The sequence below is a fragment of the Pseudoalteromonas apostichopi genome, assembly GCF_030297135.1.
Lineage (GTDB): Bacteria > Pseudomonadota > Gammaproteobacteria > Enterobacterales > Alteromonadaceae > Pseudoalteromonas > Pseudoalteromonas apostichopi.
On sequence record NZ_AP028065.1, the window covers coordinates 2,649,860 to 2,671,254 of the forward strand.

A 21,395-nucleotide genomic window follows, 5' to 3' on the forward strand; every position below is an offset into this window, starting at 1 on the left:
ATACCTCACTATGTATCAACATAAGCAGTACGCTATTTTTATTTTTGTTATATTAGGCTGGATTGGCGGCTTCATCGCCCTAGCTTGGAATTTAATTGGTGCAGATATTCCGCTCATGGTGTTTAGCGCTATTTTGGTGCTGGTGGCCTTTTTATTCCATGGTTTAACCATCAAGGTCAACGATAAAACCGTAAGCTGGGCATTTGGACCTGGTGTATTTGGTAAAACAGTAGCTTTTGATGAGATTGAGTCTGTTCGAGCGGTAAGTAACTCATTTCGACATGGCATAGGCCTTCGTATTACTCATGATGGTTGGGTTTATAGTGTATCAGGATTCAGTGCTGTAGAACTGGCAATGAAAGACGGTACTCACTATCGCTTAGGAACCAACGACCAAGATGGTTTACTTGCTGCACTTAAATTACATATTACTGAAGCAGTACCAGAAATTAGCAAAGAGGCTACGTCAGAAGCAGAGTAAATGATCAGCTATTTGACAGCAGTATATAGACATAAAAAAAGCGCCATAGGCGCTTTTTTTATGTCTATATTTTAATGGCTGTGACCACAACCACCTTCACCGTGCACATGACCATGTGCTAACTCTTCTTCAGTTGCATCGCGTACTTCAAGTACTTCAACATCAAAATGTAGCGTAATACCTGAAAGAGGGTGGTTACCATCTACAATGACGTCTTCGTCTTGAATTTCGATGATCATCACTGATTGGTCGCCAGCATCTGTCGTAGCGCGGAACTGCATACCAACTTCAATTTCCATACCTTCAAACATTGATTTTGGTACTGCTTGCATTAGGTCATCGTGACGCTCACCATAGCCTTGCTCTGGTTCAACGGTTACGCTGAATGTGTCGCCTGCTTCTTTACCTAATAGCGCATTTTCGAGGCCTGGAATTAAGTAACCTGTGCCAACGATGAACACTAGTGGCTCACCATCGAAAGAGTTGTCGATGGTGTTTTTGTTATTATCCAGTACTGAATAATGCATTTTTACCACTTTGTTTGCTGCTACGATCATAGTCATTCCTATTTATTCATCTTCGAGAGAGTAAGGCAGAGCTTGAATTGATAACTCTACCTGAGGGAGGTGTTTTGCCCGCAAAATTTGGCCTGCTTCATTATCGTTAGGAAGCACAACCAGACCCATTAAGGTTTGCGTTTGTTGATTATAACTTTGGCTAATAAGCTTGCCGGCACGGCGCCAGTTTTCGCCCATTTGTGTTTCAAGTTCAAGCTCATCAAGTAAGCCTTCAGCTTTTCCTGACACGATATACATAGCACGTTTATTTTTGCCTAGGTATTTCATACGGGCTACGGTTTCTTGCCCTGTGTAGCAGCCTTTTCTGAAACTGATACCACCGAGCGCTTGCAAGTTAACCATTTGCGGTACGTATTCACCAATAGCATCGCTATTTAATGATGGCTCACCAGCAGCAATAGCTGCTTGTTGCCATGGAGCGTCATCTTCAAGCGCTATTACGTTATCAGGTAAGCTAAACTCATCATTGACCATAAGTAATACGCGGTTATTTGCAAGCTTGAGGGCTTTACCGTCAGCAAAATCGACTGCGTTATGCTCATCATCAAAAGTAATTGCTAAGGTTTCTAAAGCCGCTGTTAGGTCATCACCTAATAAGCCAATTAGCTGTTTTTCAGATTGCTGAATTTCTACTTGCGAAAATACAGCATATTTTTTTAACTCGACTAGAGATTGTTCTACCTCAGGCTTTGAACCTGCCAGGTAATAGCTGTCAAGGTGAGAAAACAACCTAAACACACCCCAAAGCTTGCCTTTTGCATTACAGTGGCCAGCCCAAAGGAAGTTATCATTGCTTAACTTGTTGATATCTTGCGTGATTTGTCCGTGAAGGTAAGATAACTTATCTTTGCCTGTCAGGCTGATAAGTGAATAAGATAAAGGACATGCGTAAACAGTCGACATAAAAACCTTCTTTACGATATGAATGAGCGCTAATGATAACTTAGTTAGGGTAGCAATTTAAATAGCTGTTTATTCGATAGCAATTTGGTAAACTGCAGACAAATAAGTACGAGGTTTAAAATGACTGAAATTCACAGTAAAGAACGTATTCGTTGGGCATGCCGTCGCGGTATGTTAGAACTAGATGTTTTATTTATGCCATTCGTTGAAGAAGCGTTTGACTCACTATCAAAAGAACAGCAAGCTGTTTTTCAACGCTTACTTGAGTGCGATGATCCTGATTTATTCGCATGGTTTATGGGTCACGAAGAGTGTAAGGACCCAGAGCTAAACGGTATGGTCGCGTTAATTTTAGACCGAGTTCGTGTATAGATTTACCGTTACAAATAACACCACAGACCACAAACCCTTTGTGGTCTTTTTTTGCTTGATAGCCATCATATTATGCTTTGCTTACCAGCATGTTATTGCTCAGCTTTTGGCGTGTTTAGCTTGTCTTTTTCTAGCCATTCTGTGTTTTAAAAAAGCCCAACATGCGCAGCCTGAAAATGGCGTTATTATTTTAGAGCAAGCAGAGCTTAGGTTCGTGAACGACAATCTTAAAATTCAAGGCCAGATAATGGCTAAAAGTTATGTGTTTGCTAATTTTGTAGTGCTAAGGCTGGCGGGGTTTTATAAATCACACTGGCTGATAATTAATGCAGCCAGTGTTGATGAAATGAGTTATTCGCGGTTAAAGCGTGCGATTATTGCAGTGCAGCAACCGTCTTAGGGGTTAAAATTGTTGGTGTGGGATTCTCGTTTTGCTCAGGATAATCAATAGTGTAATGAAGGCCACGGCTTTCTTTGCGCTCAAGTGCGCTGCGAATAATAAGCTCTGCGACCTGCACTAAGTTTCGAAGTTCTAACAAATTATTTGTAACCCTAAAGTTAGCGTAGTAATCATGAATTTCTTGCTGTAGTAACTCTACTCGGTGAAGCGCGCGCTCTAAGCGTTTTGTAGAACGGACAATACCGACGTAATCCCACATAAATAATCTTAGCTCATGCCAATTATGGGTAATAACAATTTCTTCGTCTGAGTTAGTTACACGACTTTCATCCCATAGTGGTAAAGCTTCAAGGGCTGGGCTTGAATCTATTTTGCTTAAAATATCCTTTGCGGCAGCATGAGCAAATACAATACATTCAAGTAGTGAGTTACTGGCCATGCGATTAGCACCATGTAAGCCTGTGTAAGCTACTTCGCCAACCGCATAAAGGTTGTCTAAATCTGTGCGGCCATTGAAGTCGGTCATAACACCACCGCAGGTATAGTGTGCAGCGGGTACTACCGGAATGGCTTCTTTGGTAATGTCGAGACCAACACTTAAGCATTTTGCGTAGATAGTCGGGAAATGCTCAATGATAAAATCTTTTTCTTTATGACTAATATCAAGGTATACACAGTTCGCGCCAAGGCGTTTCATTTCAAAATCGATAGCGCGAGCAACGATATCGCGAGGAGCAAGTTCTCCGCGTTCGTCAAAATCTTTCATAAAGCGGGTGCCGTCAGGGCGTTTTAAGTAAGCTCCCTCACCTCGCATTGCTTCTGTGATTAAAAAGTTTTGCAGTTCTGGGTGATATAAACTAGTTGGGTGGAATTGATTAAACTCCATATTAGCGACACGACACCCAGCGCGCCATGCCATAGCGATACCATCACCACTGGATACATCAGGGTTAGAGGTATATAAGTACACTTTACTTGCACCACCTGTTGCAAGTGAAACGAACTTTGCTTTAATTGTTTCAACTTTTTTATCGACACAGTTCCAAACATATAAGCCATGAACATGTTTGCCTTTTTTAGCTAGGCTTTTATCAGTGATTAAATCAATGGCATTGTAGTTTTCTAATAGGGTGATATTAGGGTGTGCTTGAACTTGGCTAATTAAGGTCGTTTGTACTGCACGACCTGTAGCATCAGCAGCATGTAATATGCGACGATGGCTGTGACCGCCTTCGCGGGTTAAATGGAAACGTTCTTTACCTTTTGAATCAAATTCCATATCAAAAGGCACGCCTTGTTCAATGAGCCACTTTAAACACTTTTTAGCATTGCTAGCGGTGTAGTGGACTGCGTCGCGGTCACATAATCCGCCACCTGCATCCAACGTGTCTTCAACATGAGATTCAATGCTGTCATTCTTTTTGTCAAATACTGCTGCAATACCACCTTGAGCATATAAGGTAGAACCTTCGGTTAACGCTCCTTTACTAAGTACTGTCACTTTACAGTGATTAGCTAGAGATAAAGCAAGAGAAAGGCCAGCGGCGCCGCTGCCAATGATAGCGACATCAGTAATGTGATGTTTATTTTGGTTCATGTCTGTGGTCTTTGCGGTTACAATGCTCGGCTAGTAGTGCCAAAAGTTTGAGCAAATAAATTTTTATGTGGTATACGTATATGTACCATATTTGCTTTAACACTATTAGTCATTTTAATACGTTATACCAATCTTATTAGTTTTATCGTCACATAAACAGTTTATTGTTAACTGTTTTGAATTGTGAATTTAATATAGATAACCGTTGATTTTTAGGCAGTTATTAGGATTTCCGTGTAATAAGATTGGTATGACTCAATTTATTTGCGTGCTATTTTATAAAAAAATCATTTTAAACTGAACTTTTATATTCATGGTGCAGTCAGAGTTTGTGTAAACAATGGCGAGTATATGAATAGCAAGCAAGAATCAAACAGAGGAGTACCGGCTCGAATGAGCGAGCAGGATTTGGATTTAGCGCTAGTTAAAAGGGTCCAGCAAGGAGATAAAAACGCCTTCAACCTATTAGTTAGAAAATATCAGAATAAAATTGCAGGTTTGATTTCACGTTATGTATCAAACCAAGGTGATGTTGCTGATGTCGCACAAGAAGCCTTTATTAAAGCCTACCGTGCATTGCCTAACTTTAGAGGGGATAGCGCCTTTTATACTTGGTTATACCGTATCGCCGTAAATTGTGCTAAAAATTACTTAGTTGCTCAGGGCCGTAAGCCCCCAGCTAACGATGTTGATGCCGAAGAGGCAGAGTTTTATGACAGTGCTGATGCTATGCGTTCAAACGCATCGCCAGAAAACCTGTTATTAAGTGACGAAGTACGTGCTGTAATTTTTAATACGATTGATAGTTTGCCTGAAGATCTTAAAACCGCGATTACCCTTCGTGAAATTGAAGGTATGAGCTATGAAGAAATAGCCGTGGTTATGGATTGTCCTGTGGGAACGGTACGTTCACGTATTTTCCGTGCCCGTGAGGCGATTGATAATAAATTGAATCCATTAATAGGTGAGTCTTAGTATGACAAAAGCAGACGTTAACAAGTTGGATAATGAGCAGTTATCCGCGTTACTTGACGGCGAGCAGCAGTTAACTGATCAAGCGATCACAAACGACGATGTGTCTACATTTGGTCGTTACGCAATGATTGGTGATGTAATGCGTGCTGAGGCAAATAATAACGCTTTTAACTTTGACATTGCAGATGCAGTGGCTGAAGCACTTGAGCAAGAACCTGTATACGCTGATTTCGCGAATAAAACAACGGTACCAAAAAGCGAAGAAATCGTGGCGGCAACAGGCACAGATAACGTAGTAGCATTTAATTGGCGTCGTCCATTTGCCCAAGTGGCAATTGCTGCCAGTGTTGCTATGTTTGCGATTGTGGGCGTACAAACTTTGCCACAAAACACCGAAGTACCACAAAATGACATTCCAACCTTACAAACAGTACCGTTAACCGGTATGGCTTCTCCGGTAAGTTACTCATCTGAGCAACCTGCGTTAGAGAATGCTCAGCAAGGTTTACGTGAATTACAACAGCAACGTATTGGTGCATTAGTTCTTGAACATCAACGTCAAGCGCGTGTTGCATATTCTCTAGAAAAATCGCAAACTGCAGAAAATGCAGAAGAGGAAAAAAACTAATTAAATGAAAGTTTTTACTTTTATTTTGTCGCTGGTATTAACGGCCCCTGCCATTGCTAGCGACGAAAATCCCGCCAAAACATTATTACATGATATGGCTACGGCCGTTCATACTCGCAATTTTGATGCATCGTTTGTAGTTGTAAAAGGCCAAGCGATGGAACCGTATCGATGGTTACATGCAAAACAAAATGATATCGAACTTGAGCATTTAAGTTTGCTTAACGGTGCTGGTCTTGAAATGGTGCGTGTTGATGATCAAGTTACTTATTTTGAACCGCATTCTGAGCCTTATTCAGTCAAAACAGACTCTATAGCTGGACCTATTCCCGAAGTGCTTTTTAAAGACATCGATAGACTAAGTGCTCATTATGACTTTGTTCTTGGCGGAAAAGGTCGTATTGCTGGTCGTTCTGCACAGTTAGTGCGCATCGAATCTAAAGATGAATACAAATATAACTATTGGATCTGGCTTGATACAGAGTCTTCGTTGTTACTTAAATCAGCCTATGTAAATCACAAAGGTGAGATGCTAGAGCAATTACAACTAACTCATATTAGCGTTACAGAGCAACCTGCGCCGATGTTAGTTGAAATGCAAAACCGTGAGTTTCCTGCTGTGCTTTCAACGAATGATATTGCCAGTGATAGCGACGGCGCAGCGAATGATTGGAAAATTGGCTGGCTCCCTGATGGCTTTAAGCTGTTAAAATCAGACCGCCATAAACTCGACTTAAACAATGAACTTGCTGACTATTATTTATATTCAGATGGGTTTGTTGAAGTATCTGTTTTTATTCAAAGACCCTTACCCGGTAAACGTGCAAGTGGTGCTTTAACATCAGGTGCGACGACGGTCTATGTTCACAATGGTGGTAGCTTTGATGTATCGGTTGTTGGTAATATCCCAGCTATGACAGCCAAAGCTATAGCAGAGTCGGTAGCGCGACCTCTTTAAATTATGATTGAACAAACACTCTCTGTCGTGTCAGTTAAAGGCACGACAGCGAATTTAGAAGCAGAGCAAAAGCAAGCTTGCGCAGGCTGTAATGGTCGCTGCGGTTCGCAGGTCTTTGCTAAGCTGTTCGGAACAGCAAAAAAAACCTTTCCGTATACATTCGAAAAAGAGCTACAGGTAGGGCAAAAAGTAACCTTGGCACTCGATGATAGCCACTTGGTCAAACATGCAATGGCTGTTTATATGCTACCACTTTTGTTTAGTTTAGGGTTTGCTTTAATCGCATTTGCGGCTTTTTCGCTTGCTGAAGGCTGGCAAATTTTAGCCGCCGTCATTGGTGGCTTAACGGGCTATGTGATAGCTAAATCAAGGGTTAAGAGCCTAAAGCATGATATTAAAGTAATAAAAATTCACCCAATTGCTATTCCTTTCACTCAAATAGATGGTGATTAAAGCCAATTAAATGTAAAATTGCCGCTTTATACACTTAGTCCATTTTATATAGAAGTTTAGAATCCAGTTTATGAAGCATATCCGTAATTTTTCGATCATCGCCCATATTGACCATGGTAAATCGACTCTCTCTGACCGTCTTATCCAAGTTTGTGGTGGTTTAACAGACCGTGAAATGCAGCAGCAGGTGTTAGATTCAATGGACATTGAGCGTGAGCGTGGTATTACCATCAAAGCGCAAAGTGTAACGCTAAATTATAAAGCTAAAGACGGCGAAACATACCAGTTAAACTTTATCGACACGCCAGGACACGTTGACTTCACATACGAAGTATCACGCTCACTTGCAGCCTGTGAAGGTGCACTTTTAGTTGTTGATGCGGGTCAAGGTGTAGAAGCACAAACCTTAGCTAACTGCTACACAGCAATTGAAATGGACTTAGAAGTTATTCCAGTTCTAAATAAGATCGACTTACCACAAGCTGATCCACTTCGTGTAGCAGAAGAAATTGAAGACATCATTGGTATCGATGCCCTAGATGCTGTGCAATGTAGTGCTAAAACAGGTATTGGTATTGAAGAAGTACTCGAAATCATTGTTAAAGATATCCCGCCACCAGAAGGCGACAAAGATAAGCCACTACAAGCGCTTATCATTGACTCATGGTTTGACCCATACCAAGGTGTTGTATCATTAGTACGTATTAAACACGGTGAATTACGCTCAGGCGATAAAATTAAGATCATGTCGAATGATCAAGTTCATATCGCAGATAAAGTAGGTATTTTTACACCAAAGCAAACTAACACGGGCATCTTGAAAACCGGTGAAGTTGGCTTCGTAATTGCGGGTATTAAAGAAATTCATGGTGCACCAGTAGGTGATACTATTACTTTACAGCGTAACTCTGCTCCAGAGCGCTTACCAGGCTTCCAGCGTATTAAACCACAGGTTTACGCAGGTATGTTCCCAATTTCATCTGATGACTATGAATCATTCCGTGATGCGCTTGATAAACTGAGTTTGAACGATGCTTCGTTATTCTTCGAGCCAGAAAACTCAACAGCACTAGGCTTTGGTTTCCGATGTGGCTTCTTAGGTATGCTTCACATGGAAATCATCCAAGAGCGTCTTGAGCGTGAATACGACATTGATCTTATTACAACTGCACCAACAGTAATTTACGAAGTAGAGACTAAAGACGGAACTAAACAGATAGATAACCCGTCTGACTTACCGCCGGTGAATAATATTCTTGAAATCCGTGAGCCAATTGTTGAAGCTAACATATTAGTACCGCAAGAATTTTTAGGTAACGTAATTACGCTTTGTGTTGAAAAGCGTGGTATGCAAACTAAAATGAGCTACCATGGTAAGCAAGTTGCGGTGACGTACGAATTACCGATGGCTGAAGTAGTAATGGACTTCTTCGATAAGTTAAAATCAACAAGCCGTGGTTTTGCATCACTTGATTATAACTTTAAACATTTCCAAGCTTCAGACATGGTACGTGTTGACGTATTGATTAATGGTGAGCGTGTTGATGCGTTAGCTATTATTGTACACCGCGATATTGCACAATCACGTGGTCGTCAGTTAGCTGAAGCACTGAAAGACTTAATTCCACGTCAGCAGTTTGATATTGCGATTCAAGCAGCGATTGGGCAGCATGTTATTGCGCGTACAACAGTTAAGCAATTACGTAAAAACGTAATCGCGAAATGTTACGGTGGTGACGTGAGTCGTAAGAAAAAACTGCTACAAAAACAAAAAGAAGGTAAAAAGCGAATGAAGCAACTAGGTAACGTTGAAGTACCTCAAGATGCATTCTTAGCTATCCTTAAAGTTGGTAAATAATTAGAAGTAAATAAAGGAATTAATGCATGGCGGGTTACTTTTCTATTTTCTTAGTGTTGTTAACGCTAGGCTCAGGATTAATTTGGTTAATTGACCACTTTATGTTTGCGCCAAAGCGTCAGCAACGCATTGCCCTTGCTCAAAACGCGGCAGGTGGTGAGTTAGACGAAGAAACTGCTGCATTAATTGCGCCTGAGCCAAGTATCACTGAAACGGCTAAATCAATTTTTCCAATGATTGCGGCAATTACTATTTTCCGCTCTTTCATTTTTGAACCGTTTCAAATTCCATCGGGCTCAATGATGCCAACCTTATTGGTGGGTGACTTCATTTTGGTACAGAAGTACTCATATGGCATCAAAGATCCAATTTGGCGTAGTCAGTTAGTTGACGTTGATGAACCTGAACGTGGTGATATTGTGGTATTTAAATACCCATTAGACGAGCGTGTGGATTACATTAAACGTACGATTGGTTTACCAGGCGATAAAATTGTATATCGCAATAAGCACCTTTATATTCAGCCGAAATGCGCCGAAGGTGTGACTCAGCAAGGTGATTTGCTGTGTAATGAATACAACAAAATTGATATGGAAATCCTCAATAGTGACGAGTTCAAGCAGGGTTCTATGAATTTAGTGCGTTTAGAAGAAAACCTAAGCACAGTAAATCATAATATTTTGATTAACCCGCAAGCTCCTGAAATGAAAGGCCGTTATTATCAACAACCAGGTACACGCTCAGACGAGTGGGTTGTTCCTGCCGATCATTATTTCATGATGGGTGATAACCGTGATAATAGCCAAGATAGTCGCTTTTGGGGCTTTGTACCTAAAGAAAACTTGGTAGGTAAAGCCGTCTTTATATGGATGAGTTTTGAATTTGAAAATGGCCCAGATGACTTTTTACCAGGCTGGGTTCCAACTGGTGTTCGCTTTGAACGCCTAGGTAATATTCAGTAACGATGAAAAAAAACGTAACAGAGTTATACAACAGAATAGGTTATACATTTACTGATCAAGCTTTGCTTGAGCAGGCAATGACGCACCGTAGTCATAAAGGCCAACATAACGAGCGCTTAGAGTTTCTTGGCGACTCAATTTTGAGCTTTGTGATTGCAAATGCGCTATATACTAAATTTCCAAAAGCACGCGAAGGTGATTTAAGCCGTATGCGTTCGACCTTAGTTCGTGGTCAAACATTAGCTGAATTCGGCCTTGAATTTGGCTTAGGCGATTACTTACGCTTAGGTCCAGGTGAGCTTAAAAGCGGTGGTTTTCGCCGTGAATCAACCCTAGCTGATGCCGTTGAGGCGATTATTGGGGCAGTGTTCTTAGACTCAAACATTGAACAATGTGGTGAGTTAATTTTAAGCTGGTACGAGTCGCGTCTTGACGCAATTTCGCCGGGCTTAAATCAAAAAGATCCTAAAACATTACTTCAAGAATACTTACAAGCGCGCAAATTATCGTTACCTGGCTACACTGTAATAGATACAAAAGGCCAAGCGCACAATCAAACATTCACGGTTGAATGTATTGTTGAAGGGATGGATAGCATTATCTCAGTAGGTAGCTCTCGTCGTAAAGCTGAGCAAAAAGCCGCTGAAAAAGCCTTAAAGATACTTAAAAATGAATCTTGATGATTTAATTAGCAAAGAACCTGCAGAGCTAGACACGCACTGCGGGATGGTTGCCATTGTTGGCCGCCCAAATGTAGGTAAATCAACCTTACTTAACTATATTGTTGAGCAGAAGGTGTCGATTACTTCTCGTAAGCCACAAACTACACGTCACCGTATCATGGGTATTCATACCGAAGGTAAATACCAAGCTGTTTATGTGGATACACCTGGCTTACACGTTGAAGAAAAACGCGCTATTAACCGTTTAATGAATCGTGCTGCATCAAGCTCAATTGGCGATGTAGAACTTATAATCTTTGTGGTTGAAGGCACACACTGGAATGAAGATGATGAGATGGTGCTAAATAAAGTACGTCAAAGTGGTCGTCCAGTGTTATTAGTTATGAATAAAATTGACCAAGTTAAAGACCGTGATTTAGTGCTTCCGCACATGCAGTTTTTGGGTGGTAAATTTGATTTTGTGGCTATTATGCCAGTCTCTGCAAAGCAGGGTAAAAATATTGATTTAATCAAAGATGAAGTGAAAAAGCGTTTACCGCTTTGTGAGTTTTACTTTCCTGAAGACTACGTAACAGACCGTTCAATGCGCTTTATGGCGGCAGAAGTTATTCGTGAAAAGCTGATGCGTTTTATGGGTGATGAGCTTCCATATTCAGTCACCGTTGAAATCGAGCAGTTTAAATGGCTAGAAAACGGTGTTTGGCAAATTAATGGCTTGATCCTTGTTGAGCGTGAAACGCAAAAACGCATGGTGATCGGCAATAAAGGCGAAAAGTTGAAAGTGATTGGCCGTGAAGCTCGTAAAGACCTTGAAGACATGCTGGATAACAAAGTCTTTTTAGAACTTTGGGTAAAAGTGAAGTCTGGCTGGGCTGACGATGAGCGTGCGCTACGTAGCCTTGGCTATGGTGAAGACTAAGTAAAGTCTTACACGCCATGGACAGCGAATTCTACACAGCATACTTGCTGCACCGACGTCCTTTTAGTGACTCGCAAGTAATGCTTGATATGCTGGTAGAAGGCGTAGGTCAGCTGAGAATGCTGGCGCGCATTAGTGGTCGCCAGGCCACTAAACATAAAGCACAACTACAACCTTTTCAATCTCTGCTCGTGCAATACAGCGGTAAGTCAGATTTAAAATACATCAATCGTTTTGAGCCCCATGGCGGGCAAACCGTACTGTCGGGTACTCAACTCTATTGCGGTTTTTATTTGAACGAATTAACCAACCGTATCGTACCTATCAATGAGCCGATGGAAAGTGTTTATCATCTTTATAAGAAGCATCTCGACGAATTATCAACGACTAAAAACCTACAAGCTGTACTACGCTCTTATGAGTTTCAACTGTTAGAGATGCTTGGATATGGCGTAGATTTTAGTGTTGATGCTGAAGGTGATGTAATTAACGATGCAGCAAATTATCAGTACTTTGCTGAATACGGTTTCTTGCTGCATGACGACCCCCATAGTGGCTTTTCAGGGAAGCAATTAAATGCCATAGCAGCTCATGACTTTAGCGCCCCTGATGTGTTATATATGGCAAAGCAATTAAGTCGATACTTACTCAAGCCTTTACTTGGCAAAAAGCCATTAAAAAGCCGTGAGTTATTTATTAAGTAGGCTGATGAGCAGCCTTGAATCGTTGTTTTAAACAGGTAAAAAAATGAAAGATATTCTTCTTGGTGTAAACGTTGATCACATTGCCACTTTACGCCAAGCGCGTGGCACGAGTTACCCAGATCCTGCGCATGCCGCAGCTGTTGCAGAGCATGCTGGTGCAGATGGTATCACCATCCATTTGCGGGAAGACCGTCGTCATATTCAAGACCGTGACGTATATGTGATGGCAAAAACGATTCAAACACGTATGAATCTTGAAATTGCAGTCACTGATGAAATGATCGGCATCGCCCTTGAAGTAAAACCTGCTTATGTTTGTTTAGTGCCTGAAAAACGTGAAGAGCTAACTACTGAGGGTGGTCTTGACGTTGTGGGTAATTTTGAAAAGGTAAAAGCAGCAACAGAAAAACTGACAGCTGCGGGAATTAAGGTTTCGTTATTTATTGATGCTGACAATGCACAACTTGACGCTGCAAAAGCTTGTAATGCACCATACGTTGAAATTCACACAGGTGCTTATGCCGATGCAGAGAATGACGAAGAACTTCACACAGAACTTGAACGTATTCGTAACGGCGTACAATATGCCGATAGCTTGGGTTTAATTGTTAATGCAGGCCATGGTCTTCATTATCACAATGTAAAACCAATTGCTGCAATGCCAGAAATTTACGAATTAAACATAGGTCATGCGATTATTGCGCGTGCAGCGATTGATGGCTTAGAAAAAGCAGTAAGCGATATGAAGCGCCTGATGATTGAAGCGCGTTTGTAAACATACGCTTTAATCTGTCAGCCCTTTATTGGCGCTGGCAAGTTTTGAATCGAGAGCGCGATGGATGCGATATCCACCGCGCTTTTTATTTACTTAAGTAAACTATCAATTGTGCAAGCAATGAAGCTAGCCAAGGTGAAAGGCAAAGTAGGGCGACTAAATACTGATGTTTTTTCTTAAAATTTTTTAAAACACCATCATCTATTGCCGACAATTCGCCTTTCTTGATTGAATGAAACACAATTGAGTTAGGTTTTGCTTTCATTAAGCGGGCTTGGCTTTCGTATGTTTGCCACTGCTCTGTGTAATTGGTTTTTACGTAATTATTAGCTTCAATACTTAGTTTTTTATAGCGGAGAAAAAACCAAGTGAGTGAAATAGCACTAAAGACGATAAGTAAGATAAAGTACAAAGCAAGTTACCTCGTATATTTAACAACGCGTGTACCCGTAGAATAAATAATATCGTTACTAGGGCATGAATAGTTAGGCTTGAGTGCTTTGCAAGATTGCTCAGGTGTATCAAAACAAAAATCAAAGCGGGTTTGGGTTTTCACAGCTTTATCAGTAATATTTTTCGCAAGCTCATTCCAATGCCAATTAGTGACAACATCTTTTGCCGCACTGGCAAATACAGGGTTTGTAGAGGCTATTACTTGAATATCTTTAATCTCATTTTTTGGCGTAATGACATACTCAATGGTCGCGCAGCCTTCTGCTGCTTGGAGCACCGCTTTTTTCGGATATCTGGCAGGAAAACGCTCAAGTTGCTGCCATTTTGTTGCTTTTAATTCATCATAGCTAACAGCTAAATCCGCATACTCTAGTTCCATTGGTTTATTTGTAGTTGAAGTACAGCCAAACACAAGTAAACAGCCAGCTAGAATTAGATAGTTTTTCATTAATATACTCCTTTATATCTTTTTTTTGAGTGCTTTTTATCGTTGCGGCTCAACCATACCTGCATCACTTAACAAATTATTTAGCTCATCAATCAGCTCAAACAACTCAGGTTCAATGTAATTTAAATCGCAATCGCTTTTTAGTGATGTTTCGAGTGTTTCGGCAAGTGATTTTAGTTTTGGTACGCCGGTGTAACAACACGCGCCATGGAATTTGTGCACTATGCTAAGTACATGTTCACAATCTTCTTTTTCTATAGCTTCATTAAGTAGGCGTAAGGTTTCAGGTACACTGAGTAACAACATGTTGAGCATTTCTATTGCTAACTCTTCTTTACCGCCAGCGCGTTGTAGCGCTAATTGCCAATCAAGGCGGGCACTTTCAAATGGAGGTTCTGAGTCAACTGTGGCAGCTTTGCTTCGTTCGCGATTAATCGGCGATTGTGGGCTATGATCGCTAATTATTTGTTTTAGCATATCTTCATCAATAGGCTTAGTTAAGTAACCTTTAAAACCATCTTTAAGCAGCTGTTCTTTTTCACCCGCTAATGCGTGAGCAGTAACTGCAATGATTGGCGTATCTTCATTGAGAGATGACTCGCGGATAAGTTTACATGCGGTAATACCATCCATAATTGGCATTTGGATGTCCATGAAGATCAAGTCATACTTATGGCTTTTACTTAGACTGTAGGCTTGTGAGCCGTTGTGTGCCGTATCAATTAGCTCAATCTGTTCTTCAAGTAAGGTGCAAATAAGCTTTAGGTTGGCATCATTATCGTCTACAACTAGTACTTTTAGAGGTAATAACTTTTCAGTGCCTTGTTCAATGTTATGCACTGGATGGTCAAGACGATAAGGGGCAGCAAGTACTTCACATAATTTACGATGGTTAAGTGGTTTGCTTAAGCAAGCATCTGCGCCACTACCCACAAAGGCTTCGCGCATATTGTGCGAGACCGTATTGAGCATAATATATAAATAATCAGTGACTGGGCGCACTGCTTTTACATAACTCTTAAGTTGCTGCATATCGTCAATTGTGGCGGTATGACCAATGATACAAATATCGTAACTGAAGTCTTTATTGATCTCATTTAAGAAGCTTTCTTCATCTATACAAGCAGTAACGCGAGTTTGCCATTCATGTAAAAGCGATAAGGTTGCTTGATGTGTATGCTCATGAGGCTCAAGGTAAAGAATACGTTTATTAATCAATGATTGGGTCGGTAAGTCACTAGTAATTGAGTTACTTGGCGTTCTGAATACGGCATTGAATGTAAAGCAGGTGCCATTACCAGGTGCAGAGTTCAGGGTAATACGACCATTCATCGCTTCAACAATGTGTTTGGTGATGATTAAACCAAGACCTGTGCCACCAAATTTACGGGTGATACTTGAGTCTGCTTGGCCAAATGGTGTAAACAAGGCATCTTGTTTATCCATTGGGATGCCCACACCAGTATCGGTGACAGACACTAAAATAGAGGCGCGCTCTTCATCTAATAAGCGGTAGCCAACATCAACCTTGATTGAGCCTTTTTCAGTAAATTTAATGGCATTACTTATAAGATTTATCAAAATTTGTTTAAAGCGGGTCGGGTCGCCAGTTAGATTGTCAGGTACTTGTGGATGGATAAATATCGATAGCTCAAGTTGTTTTTCGTGTGCACTTGGTGCTAACAAGGTCATAACTTCATTAATATTGTCACGGAGCTGGAATTGCATTGACTCAAGCTCCATGGCACCGGCTTCTAATTTAGAAAAGTCTAAAATGTCACTGATAATCGTTAATAAGCTATTTGCAGATAGCTCAATAGTATCGAGGTAATCTTTTTGATGCTTATTAAGCGGGGTTTTATAAAGCTGACGCGTAAAGCCAATTACACCATTTAAAGGCGTACGTAATTCGTGACTCATTTTGGCTAAAAAGTCTGATTTAACACGGTTAGCGTCTTGCGCGTCTTTTTTGGCAATACTTAGCTGAATATTCTGAGTTTCGTATTGTTCTAAGGTCTCGCGGTAATCAGAGGTTGCCTGATCAATATGCTTTTGCATCTCATCACGTTGCACTACCATGGTTTCTGAAATGGTATTTAAGCCTGTGCGTAATAACTCAAACTCACCAAACATTTTTTTATCAAGACCTGTATCTACTTTCCCTTCAATTAATTTGTCGGTAGCTAGTACTAACTTATTAAGTGGTTGAATAAACATGCGGGTCAACCTAAATGCTAATACGCTCGCAAGTACTAGTGCTATGAGTATCACCACGCCACTGACCAGTAAGGCGCGTTGCTGGCCGATAATGGCTTGTTGTTTATTAAGCATGATCACCACATTACCTAGTGATGCTTGATAGCTATTATGATTCCAAATCGTGTCTTGACGGCTATGATTAATAATGGCGGTAGAAAATGTTAGATAGTGATCAGAGTTGTGTACTTGAACCCCATCCATACTGTTAACATTGCTTTTAACAATTTCTTTGAATTCACTTTGATATTTACTAAAAATCACTAACTCATTGTTTTCATCGAAAATAGCAATTGATTGGATCGCAGGGGAGTGTTTGTTATGAGTATGGCTAACTAAGCGGGTTAGTAAGGCTTTATCACGCTTTAGTAATGGTTGTTCAACAGCAATGGCTAAGGGCTCAATAATAGTAACGCCCTGCTGATATAAAATTTCATCGAGCTCAATGTAACGATTTATTGTAAAATAACCGCCCAGCAACAAGCCTATGATCACAGTCGGTATAAGTGTAAGTATTAAGACTGAGTCACGTAAGCCAAATTTAGTCATAAAGAATGTTGTTATCATTATTATCGTTGTTTAAGAGTATATACTTAATCCCGCTTTATCAATAATTAAGGTGTTGCCCAATGGCACAGATTTTCAAAGCCAAAAAGAAATCCGTTTCGCAAAAAATGCTAACCCTCAATGTCACTGCTATGGACCATCAAGGACGAGGCGTTGCTAAGCAGGGAAGTAAAGTCTGTTTTGTTAATGGTGCTTTGCCGGGTGAAGAAGTAAAAGCGTTATTGATTGAAGATAAGGCACGCTTTGCCAGTGCTGATTGTAAAAAAGTACTATCAGCCTCAGCGCATAGGGTTACTCCTTTTTGTCAGCATTATCAGATTTGTGGTGGTTGTCAGTTACAGCACCTTAATGCAGAACAACAATTGGTTGAAAAGCAAACTGCGGTTAGTCAGCTGTTTAGCAAGTTTGCCAAAGTTGATGACTTAAATTGGCAAGCACCTCTGCTCAGTGAAGAGCGCCATTACCGTCGCTCTGCGCGTATTGCTGTAATGCATGACAAAGCCGCAAAGAAAATGCGCGTAGGGTATCGAGCTCAAGGGTCTAAACAATTGGTGAGCATTGAAAGCTGTGATGTGCTGAGCAGTACTTTTAAAGACGTTTTTTCAGTTTTTGATGTTCTTATCAACAGCCATTCAGGTCTTAGTAGTATTAGTCACCTACAATTATGTGAAGCTGATAATGCGGCCTTTGTGGTTATTAGGCATACCAAAGCTATTAATGCAGAGTTAAAAGCCATTGTCGTAGCGGCGTGTGATGAATATAGCTGGCGTGTTGTGTGGCAATCACACAGTGGTGAAATTGATCACAGTGACCATCCAATGCCGTACTACCAGATACCAGCTTATGATTTACGCTTTGAATTTGGCCTTGAAAACTTTATTCAAGTTAACCCCCAAGTGAACCAAGCTATGCTTCATCAAGCAAAACAGTGGCTTGATTTACAAGGTCATGAGCAGGTATTAGATTTATTTTGTGGTATTGGCAACTTTTCATTATTGATTGCAAAGTATGCTAAATATGTTATTGGTGTTGAAGGGGTCGATTCTGCGGTTGCATTAGCAAAACAAAATGCGCAAACTAACTCATTGTCGAATACCGATTTTTATTGTTTTGATTTAACAAAATCAATGCAATCAGCTGCTTGGTTTAGTGCCGAACTTGATGTGTTAGTGCTTGATCCATCACGTACTGGCGCAATGGCAATTTTAGAGCAGTTACCACTTACTCAGTTTAAAACGATTTTATACGTCTCTTGTGATCCTGTTACTTTAGCCCGTGACAGTGCACTTATTTTACAAGCAGGCTTTAGCATTGAAAAAATTGGGCTTATGAATATGTTCCCGCATACTGGGCATATTGAAACGATGGCGTTATTTCACAGGAGGTAAAGCGCACATGGTAGCCACTAGACAGTCACATCAGCTTACAAAGCCGAGTGATTTTGCCAGCCGTATCGAGCTGTTAGCGCTAACAGAAGACAAACATACCTTATTAGAGCAAGCTCACCAATTGTGTCTGCATTGCGATGATGCAAAACGTGAAAACACAGCCATTGAAATGGTAGAGATTTTAGCCGAGCTAAATTTAGATGCAGATTCACTTGCCACGGCTTTTTTAACACCTTATTTCCTAGCCGAAAAAATCTCGATTGAAACTGTGACCGACAAGCTTGGTGATCACGTTGCGTTATTACTAACAGGTGTAAGCCAAATGGCTACCATCAGCACCTTAGCCCATCAAGGCAAGGGCACTGTTCAAATTGATAATATCCGCCGTATGCTGCTAGCCATGGTTGAAGATGTGCGTGCAGTGGTGATAAAACTCGCTGAACAAGTATGCCATTTGCGTGAGGTCAAAGACGCCAGTGAAGAAGAGCGTGTAATTGCCGCTAAAGAAACACGTGACATTTTTGCACCCCTTGCTAACCGCTTAGGAATAGGTCAGCTTAAATGGGAACTTGAAGATCTTTCGTTTCGTTACCTGCACCCCGACACCTATAAAAATATCGCAAAACAGCTCGATGATAAGCGACTTGCTCGTGAAGCCTATATGGAAAATATGGTTGCTTTAGTAAAAGCACGCTTGGCCGAAGCAGGTATTGAGGGTGAAGTGTATGGCCGCCCGAAGCATATCTACAGTATCTACAAAAAAATGGCGCAGAAGAATTACGAATTCGATCAGCTGTTTGATATTCGTGCTATGCGCATTGTGGTGGAACGCCTGCAAGATTGTTACGCAGCATTAGGTATCGTGCATACCAATTGGCGGCATTTAAATAAAGAATTTGATGATTACATCGCAACACCTAAACAAAACGGCTATCAGTCAATTCATACAGTGGTATTTGGCCCTGAAGGTAAAACCGTTGAAATCCAAATTCGTACTAGCGAAATGCATCAAGATGCTGAGTTAGGTGTTGCTGCGCATTGGATGTATAAAGAAGGTGCATTGCCAGGACGTGGTTCTGGCTATGAGCAAAAAATTAGTTGGTTACGTAAGTTACTACAATGGCAAGAAGAAGTCGTTGATGGCAGTGACTTAGCTGAAGAGCTCAAAAATCAAGTAGTTGAAGATCGAGTTTATGTGTTTACACCAAAAGGTGATATTTTCGATTTACCACTGGGTGCGACGCCACTTGATTTTGCTTATTACATTCACTCAAACGTTGGTCACCGTTGTATTGGTGCAAAAGTGTTTGGCAAAATCGTGCCCTTTACTCATCAGCTCAATACCGGTGATCAGGTTGAAATTTTAACTCAAAAGCAACCTAACCCAAGTCGTGATTGGTTGAACCCATCGCTAGGTTATATTAAGTCATCGCGAGCACGCTCTAAAATCCATCATTGGTTTAAACAGCTTGATCGCGATAAAAACTTGAGCGCCGGTAAAGAAATATTAGAGAACGAGCTGCAAAAACTAGACTTAACAACCAAAGACCTTGCGCCAGCAATTGAGCGATTCAATCTTAAAGGCATTGATGACCTGATGGTTGCGGTAGGCGCAGGTGATGTTCGCTTAAACCAATTATTAAACTTTATTAGTGACCGTGATGATGACGAACCACAAATTAAGTTTAAAAAACCAAAAAGTGTCACAGGTGATAAAAACGGCATTGTTGTTGATGGGGTAGGTAGCTTAATGAGCCATGTTGCTAAATGCTGCCGACCTGTGCCGGGCGATGAAATCATTGGCTATATTACTCAAGGCCGTGGGATTGCAGTTCACCGTGAGGATTGTGATTCGTTTGAAAAACTTCGTGATAAACATCCTGAGCGGGTGATATCAGTAAGTTGGTCAGACGATGTAAATGGCTCTTACTCACTAACGATTAAAGTAGAAGCCACAGATCGCTCAGGCCTTATTAGAGATATCAGCTCTGTCCTTGCAAACGAAAAGGTGAATGTGCTTAACATGAATGTCAACACCGTTGAAGATAAGCAGCTTGCGCTGTTTTCAATGCAGGTTGAAGTACATGACTTATCGAGTACTAACCGATTATTGTCTAAGTTACACCAAATCGAAGGTGTACATGATGCAAAGCGTGGTCATTCGTAATGAGTGATAAACATGCCATTGAGCTGTCGTTATCAATTATGGCCAAACTACGGGACCCAGAATCTGGGTGCCCGTGGGATCTAAAACAAGACTTTAATTCGATAGTGCCACATACCCTTGAAGAAGCTTACGAAGTAGCAGACTGCATTGAAAAAGGTGAACTCACTGAGCTTAAAAGTGAGCTTGGCGATTTACTTTTTCAAGTCATCTTTTATGCCCAACTTGCTAAAGAGCAGGGCTTATTTGATTTTGCAGATGTGGCAAATACACTAAACGATAAATTAATTCGTCGGCATCCGCATGTCTTTGCAAAGCAAAGTGAGCTGTCGGACGCAGAGCTTTCGGCGCAGTGGCAGGCTATTAAAGCGCAAGAACGAGCAGAAAAATCTACTTCACCTCAAATGAGTCTTTGGCAGGATATTCCTGATGCGATGCCAGGTCTTTCAAAAGCTAAGAAGATTCAACAGCGTGTGGCAAGCCTAGGTTTTGATTGGCCAAGTTATCATGGGGCCCTCGATAAAGTCGCTGAAGAAGTCGACGAAGTAAAAGAAGCGCTGGCTCATGACCCTTATTCAGAACACAGTGCAGAAGAGCTTGGCGATTTACTGTTTGCAACGGTAAATGTAGCCCGTCATATTAAACGCGATCCTGAGCAATTATTACGAAGTGCCAATGCTAAATTCGCGTCACGCTTTGAAAAAGTGGCTGCCTACTTAGATGAACGTGGCCAAAGTTTAGAAACGGCCAGTCTCGAAGAAATGGACAACGCATGGGAAGCCATTAAAAAGCAGGCCAAGTGAGCCTGTTTTGATACAGCTTGGGTACAGTGTAACCAAGCTCGTTTTTTGTGCACTTATTTGCTAATTTTAT

The 21,395-nt window shown here is 41.0% G+C and carries 22 protein-coding genes; 16 read left to right on the forward strand and 6 right to left on the reverse strand.

The window, feature by feature from the left end; translation table 11 throughout:
* Window positions 1-10 precede the first annotated feature (10 nt).
* Complete coding sequence (locus QUE86_RS11950) at window positions 11-481, forward strand: hypothetical protein (protein WP_167657888.1); 471 nt, start codon at window positions 11-13, stop codon at window positions 479-481.
* A gap of 71 nt (window positions 482-552) precedes the next feature.
* Here the strand turns inward: QUE86_RS11950 and QUE86_RS11955 are convergent, their stop codons facing one another.
* Both QUE86_RS11955 and ygfZ read right to left on the reverse strand, forming a co-directional pair.
* Complete coding sequence (locus QUE86_RS11955) at window positions 553-1,038, reverse strand: FKBP-type peptidyl-prolyl cis-trans isomerase (RefSeq protein ID WP_130052146.1); 486 nt, start codon at window positions 1,036-1,038, stop codon at window positions 553-555.
* A 12-nt stretch (window positions 1,039-1,050) separates the two neighbouring features.
* The gene (ygfZ, locus tag QUE86_RS11960; RefSeq protein ID WP_178926680.1) at window positions 1,051-1,962 is read right to left on the reverse strand and encodes a tRNA-modifying protein YgfZ; all 912 of its coding nucleotides are present in this window, start codon (window positions 1,960-1,962) and stop codon (window positions 1,051-1,053) included.
* A gap of 120 nt (window positions 1,963-2,082) precedes the next feature.
* Here ygfZ and QUE86_RS11965 point away from each other — a divergent pair, with 120 nt between their 5' ends.
* Both QUE86_RS11965 and QUE86_RS20040 read left to right on the forward strand, forming a co-directional pair.
* Window positions 2,083-2,334, forward strand: coding sequence for an FAD assembly factor SdhE (locus QUE86_RS11965; protein ID WP_054562257.1), 252 nt, complete (start codon window positions 2,083-2,085; stop codon window positions 2,332-2,334).
* Window positions 2,335-2,374: 40 nt separating this feature from the next.
* On the forward strand, window positions 2,375-2,734 hold the full coding sequence (locus QUE86_RS20040) for a protein YgfX (RefSeq protein ID WP_345779675.1): 360 nt from the start codon (window positions 2,375-2,377) through the stop codon (window positions 2,732-2,734).
* Here the strand turns inward: QUE86_RS20040 and nadB are convergent.
* Entirely contained in the window at window positions 2,709-4,331 is a 1,623-nt protein-coding gene (gene nadB / locus QUE86_RS11975) for an L-aspartate oxidase (RefSeq protein ID WP_130052143.1), read from the reverse strand. The genes QUE86_RS20040 and nadB overlap by 26 nt on opposite strands.
* Window positions 4,332-4,724: 393 nt before the next feature.
* Between nadB and rpoE the strand changes: the two genes are divergently transcribed.
* The 10 genes from rpoE (at window position 4,725) to pdxJ (ending at window position 13,246) form a co-directional block, all read left to right on the forward strand.
* A complete protein-coding gene (rpoE, locus tag QUE86_RS11980) occupies window positions 4,725-5,306 on the forward strand; it encodes an RNA polymerase sigma factor RpoE (protein ID WP_036969086.1) in 582 nt (193 codons plus the stop codon).
* Between the two features lies 1 nt (window position 5,307).
* Complete coding sequence (locus tag QUE86_RS11985) at window positions 5,308-5,934, forward strand: sigma-E factor negative regulatory protein (protein ID WP_286257436.1); 627 nt, start codon at window positions 5,308-5,310, stop codon at window positions 5,932-5,934.
* Between the two features lie 4 nt (window positions 5,935-5,938).
* Window positions 5,939-6,892, forward strand: coding sequence for a MucB/RseB C-terminal domain-containing protein (locus tag QUE86_RS11990; RefSeq protein ID WP_130052141.1), 954 nt, complete (start codon window positions 5,939-5,941; stop codon window positions 6,890-6,892).
* A 3-nt stretch (window positions 6,893-6,895) separates the two neighbouring features.
* Window positions 6,896-7,345: a SoxR reducing system RseC family protein gene (locus tag QUE86_RS11995; protein ID WP_250661749.1), complete on the forward strand. Its 450-nt coding sequence runs from the start codon at window positions 6,896-6,898 to the stop codon at window positions 7,343-7,345.
* A gap of 70 nt (window positions 7,346-7,415) precedes the next feature.
* The gene (lepA, locus tag QUE86_RS12000) at window positions 7,416-9,203 is read left to right on the forward strand and encodes a translation elongation factor 4 (protein ID WP_054554335.1); all 1,788 of its coding nucleotides are present in this window, start codon (window positions 7,416-7,418) and stop codon (window positions 9,201-9,203) included.
* 26 nt (window positions 9,204-9,229) lie between these two features.
* A complete protein-coding gene (gene lepB, locus QUE86_RS12005; RefSeq protein ID WP_062566752.1) occupies window positions 9,230-10,165 on the forward strand; it encodes a signal peptidase I in 936 nt (311 codons plus the stop codon).
* Window positions 10,166-10,167: 2 nt separating this feature from the next.
* Window positions 10,168-10,845 (forward strand): ribonuclease III, encoded by a 678-nt coding sequence (gene rnc, locus QUE86_RS12010; protein WP_130052139.1) that lies wholly within the window; start codon window positions 10,168-10,170, stop codon window positions 10,843-10,845.
* On the forward strand, window positions 10,835-11,767 hold the full coding sequence (gene era / locus QUE86_RS12015; RefSeq protein ID WP_167657892.1) for a GTPase Era: 933 nt from the start codon (window positions 10,835-10,837) through the stop codon (window positions 11,765-11,767). Before rnc ends, era begins: the two co-directional genes overlap by 11 nt.
* Before the next feature lie 17 nt (window positions 11,768-11,784).
* Entirely contained in the window at window positions 11,785-12,471 is a 687-nt protein-coding gene (recO, locus tag QUE86_RS12020) for a DNA repair protein RecO (protein ID WP_130052137.1), read from the forward strand.
* Window positions 12,472-12,514: 43 nt separating this feature from the next.
* Window positions 12,515-13,246, forward strand: a complete 732-nt coding sequence (gene pdxJ / locus QUE86_RS12025; protein ID WP_130052136.1) for a pyridoxine 5'-phosphate synthase — start codon at window positions 12,515-12,517, stop codon at window positions 13,244-13,246.
* Between the two features lie 85 nt (window positions 13,247-13,331).
* Here the strand turns inward: pdxJ and QUE86_RS12030 are convergent, their stop codons facing one another.
* The 3 genes from QUE86_RS12030 to barA are packed head-to-tail and all read right to left on the reverse strand — an operon-like array spanning window position 13,332 to window position 16,952.
* Window positions 13,332-13,658, reverse strand: coding sequence for a hypothetical protein (locus QUE86_RS12030; RefSeq protein WP_167657893.1), 327 nt, complete (start codon window positions 13,656-13,658; stop codon window positions 13,332-13,334).
* Between the two features lie 6 nt (window positions 13,659-13,664).
* Window positions 13,665-14,147, reverse strand: coding sequence for an energy transducer TonB (locus QUE86_RS12035; protein WP_167657894.1), 483 nt, complete (start codon window positions 14,145-14,147; stop codon window positions 13,665-13,667).
* Window positions 14,148-14,183: 36 nt separating this feature from the next.
* A complete protein-coding gene (gene barA / locus QUE86_RS12040; RefSeq protein WP_286260381.1) occupies window positions 14,184-16,952 on the reverse strand; it encodes a two-component sensor histidine kinase BarA in 2,769 nt (922 codons plus the stop codon).
* An 80-nt stretch (window positions 16,953-17,032) separates the two neighbouring features.
* On the opposite strand from barA, the gene rlmD reads away from it, so the two are divergent.
* Genes rlmD through mazG form a run of 3 tightly spaced genes read left to right on the forward strand, consistent with a single transcriptional unit; the run spans window position 17,033 to window position 21,325 of the window.
* Complete coding sequence (gene rlmD, locus QUE86_RS12045; protein ID WP_167657895.1) at window positions 17,033-18,358, forward strand: 23S rRNA (uracil(1939)-C(5))-methyltransferase RlmD; 1,326 nt, start codon at window positions 17,033-17,035, stop codon at window positions 18,356-18,358.
* Between the two features lie 7 nt (window positions 18,359-18,365).
* Window positions 18,366-20,525, forward strand: coding sequence for a GTP diphosphokinase (gene relA / locus QUE86_RS12050; protein ID WP_286257444.1), 2,160 nt, complete (start codon window positions 18,366-18,368; stop codon window positions 20,523-20,525).
* Window positions 20,525-21,325 carry a nucleoside triphosphate pyrophosphohydrolase gene (gene mazG / locus QUE86_RS12055; RefSeq protein ID WP_286257446.1) on the forward strand — a complete coding sequence of 267 codons (801 nt, stop codon included), beginning with the start codon at window positions 20,525-20,527 and terminating at the stop codon, window positions 21,323-21,325. The genes relA and mazG overlap by 1 nt, the downstream gene beginning before the upstream one ends.
* Window positions 21,326-21,395 lie beyond the last annotated feature (70 nt).

Coding starts and splice junctions, on each gene's coding strand:
- QUE86_RS11950 (WP_167657888.1), top strand. CDS start 11: ATGTATCAACATAAGCAGTACGCTATTTTTATTTTTGTTATATTAGGC.
- QUE86_RS11955 (WP_130052146.1), bottom strand. CDS start 1,038: ATGATCGTAGCAGCAAACAAAGTGGTAAAAATGCATTATTCAGTACTG.
- ygfZ (WP_178926680.1), bottom strand. CDS start 1,962: ATGTCGACTGTTTACGCATGTCCTTTATCTTATTCACTTATCAGCCTG.
- QUE86_RS11965 (WP_054562257.1), top strand. CDS start 2,083: ATGACTGAAATTCACAGTAAAGAACGTATTCGTTGGGCATGCCGTCGC.
- nadB (WP_130052143.1), bottom strand. CDS start 4,331: ATGAACCAAAATAAACATCACATTACTGATGTCGCTATCATTGGCAGC.
- rpoE (WP_036969086.1), top strand. CDS start 4,725: ATGAGCGAGCAGGATTTGGATTTAGCGCTAGTTAAAAGGGTCCAGCAA.
- QUE86_RS11985 (WP_286257436.1), top strand. CDS start 5,308: ATGACAAAAGCAGACGTTAACAAGTTGGATAATGAGCAGTTATCCGCG.
- QUE86_RS11990 (WP_130052141.1), top strand. CDS start 5,939: ATGAAAGTTTTTACTTTTATTTTGTCGCTGGTATTAACGGCCCCTGCC.
- QUE86_RS11995 (WP_250661749.1), top strand. CDS start 6,896: ATGATTGAACAAACACTCTCTGTCGTGTCAGTTAAAGGCACGACAGCG.
- lepA (WP_054554335.1), top strand. CDS start 7,416: ATGAAGCATATCCGTAATTTTTCGATCATCGCCCATATTGACCATGGT.
- lepB (WP_062566752.1), top strand. CDS start 9,230: ATGGCGGGTTACTTTTCTATTTTCTTAGTGTTGTTAACGCTAGGCTCA.
- rnc (WP_130052139.1), top strand. CDS start 10,168: ATGAAAAAAAACGTAACAGAGTTATACAACAGAATAGGTTATACATTT.
- era (WP_167657892.1), top strand. CDS start 10,835: ATGAATCTTGATGATTTAATTAGCAAAGAACCTGCAGAGCTAGACACG.
- recO (WP_130052137.1), top strand. CDS start 11,785: ATGGACAGCGAATTCTACACAGCATACTTGCTGCACCGACGTCCTTTT.
- pdxJ (WP_130052136.1), top strand. CDS start 12,515: ATGAAAGATATTCTTCTTGGTGTAAACGTTGATCACATTGCCACTTTA.
- QUE86_RS12035 (WP_167657894.1), bottom strand. CDS start 14,147: ATGAAAAACTATCTAATTCTAGCTGGCTGTTTACTTGTGTTTGGCTGT.
- barA (WP_286260381.1), bottom strand. CDS start 16,952: ATGACTAAATTTGGCTTACGTGACTCAGTCTTAATACTTACACTTATA.
- rlmD (WP_167657895.1), top strand. CDS start 17,033: ATGGCACAGATTTTCAAAGCCAAAAAGAAATCCGTTTCGCAAAAAATG.
- relA (WP_286257444.1), top strand. CDS start 18,366: ATGGTAGCCACTAGACAGTCACATCAGCTTACAAAGCCGAGTGATTTT.
- mazG (WP_286257446.1), top strand. CDS start 20,525: ATGAGTGATAAACATGCCATTGAGCTGTCGTTATCAATTATGGCCAAA.